1 protein-coding gene is annotated in these 2504 nt (G+C 36.5%); it reads right to left on the reverse strand.

Going from position 1 to position 2504, the window contains the following annotated elements; genetic code table 11:
- Positions 1-2504 (reverse strand): T9SS type B sorting domain-containing protein (locus NBRC110019_RS16625; protein WP_281756594.1); only part of this gene is annotated, 2504 nt, incomplete at both ends.

Here is a 2504-nt window from a genome sequence, read left to right on the forward strand (position 1 = left end):
TGACTAGTAAATTCTTTTACTTGTCCTGTGTTTGGCTCTGTGTAAACAGCCTTAAACCAATAGTCGTTAGATGGTAACATAGTGCCATTAAAGGTACCATTCCATCCGTCACTGGTAGAACTCAATTGTTTTACAAGCTTACCTTGTCTGTCAAATATAAATACCTGTGCATTGGTTTGACTTTCTAAACCTATAATTCTCCAAGTATCATTTACACCGTCTCCATTAGGGGTAAAGTACTTCATGTAGTCAACCACACTCACCTCTAGCGTTAAGCTACCACAACCGTTTAATTCTGTTATAGTAATAGTATGCACACCAGGAGCTACATTGGTAAATAATCCGCTGTTTTGCATGGTTCCTCCATCTAGTTGGTATCCGTAGTTAGATACTCCGGCTCCTTCTGCTATCACCTCTACATTGTTGTCTCCATTAAATACTTCCGATTGTATGACTGTTGGTGTTTCTGATGGTAACGAAGCTTCTTCTATATATACATGATTGGTTTGGTAACTACATTGGTTGTATGATTTACTATCTACAATGGTAACGTAGTATTCACCAGCTTCTGTAACCTCAATAGTTGGTGTTGTAGCACCGGTGTTCCAGGTGTAGGTATAGTCAGTACCTAAATCAGTACCTAAAACAGGATTGTTAGTAGCATCTGTACATACAATTCCTCCAGCGTCATCTAAGGTAACCTCTGGTAGTGGTTCTACCTCTAAAACAACCTCTATAGGATCTCCATTGGTACATCCGGTATCGTTATTGGTAACCACAGCGTACACTATAGTACTACCTGTTACATACGGATACCATTCATCGGTTGGTATGGCGTTTTCTTGATTAATTGCATCATCATAAGTTTCATAGAAAGAAACAGTGAAAGCTGCTGTGTCTTGACCCGCTATAACAATATCGGCAGAGATCGTAAGATCAAATTCTTCTTCTCCATCATTATTATAATATCCATTAGCATCTAATGATTCACATATAGCATAAACATCAGGAGTTTCAGCTAATGGTGCTTGTTCAATATCTATAGTGAACGCAATTGTTTGAATACAACCGGTAACGGTGTCTTCAACTCTTACAGCAATACTTTCTGTACCATTTACAGTAATATTAGGCCCTGCATACTCATTCTGGTCAGCAATAGCATCTGCCTCTGTTGGATAATATACAATAGAAACACCACTTGTATCAGCCCCGTCCATTACCCAACTATCCATATCGGTAAGTGGTAAGCTTTCAATATCGTCATTATCTGTTTCACACAGATAATATACTGTCTCATCGGTAACATCCGGTAACGGAATTACAATAAGATTAAAATCTACAACAGTATAACATCCTGTATTATCATTAGTAACTCTAACGTATATTGTTTGTAAATCTGGAGTTACGTTATAATAAGCTGTAGTGTTTGAAATAGCATTTGTACCGTCATAAGCATCAGTATACGTTTCGTAATATGTTGCTGTTACATCTGTTTCACCATTTAATAAATCAGCCTCGTATGTAGTTAAATCAAATTCAACCTGACCATTGTTCTCATCTCCATCTAAATCATCATCACAGTTTTCTAAAGATTGATTATTAGTAAGCGGTGTAGGATTATTTAATACTCTAATCGTGACCGTAGTTTTTGAGTAACAACCCGTATTTAAATCTTCAACACGAACAAATAACGTATACGGATTTCCAAGTGTATTTTCGTAAGCAGTATCATCTGCAATAGCATTTGTACCAGCAATAGCGTCTGCTTCTGTTTCGTAATAAGTAACTACATACCCATTAACACCAGCAGTAATTTCATCGTTTTCAACCGTTAAATCAAAAACTGTTAACTCATCATTTACTTCACCAAAATCATCGCATAATGCCAAATCATTATCGTAATTCGGATTAATTACAGGATTAGGGTTTACAATTAAATCAAAGCTACGTATTGTAGGACATCCGGTAATATTATCTTCTAAACGTACCCAAACTGTTTGTTGGTATTGAGAAGTGTTGGTATAATAATTAGATGGTAAAGGGTACAACCCTTCTTCAGCAGCAGTTTCACTTAAATAGTATTCTATGGTATAATCAGACGTACTTTGTGCACCATAAACAGTAGCATCTTGCTCACTTAAATCAAACTCTGTATATCCATCAGCAACGTTATCATCACATAACTCTAAATCAGGCAGATCTATAGGTACAATAGGAGTTGGGTTTACAATTAATACTAAAGGTACTACATCGTAACATCCGGTAGCATCATTTTCTACTCTAACATACAATGTTTGTTGATCTTGAACAATGTTTTCATATGGGCTAGTAAATACATTTACTCCATTTTCTGCATCAGTTTGAGTAACATGGTAAGTAACCGTATAAGATTGACCATCATTTGGTATAACCTCTGCAGGCACAGCATCTAAAACAAACGTCCCATAGCCATCATTGTCATTATCACAAAAGTTAATATCATTGGGTGTGGTAGCTATTGGTGG

Source organism: Neptunitalea chrysea (assembly GCF_027924145.1).
Classification (GTDB): Bacteria; Bacteroidota; Bacteroidia; order Flavobacteriales; family Flavobacteriaceae; genus Neptunitalea; species Neptunitalea chrysea.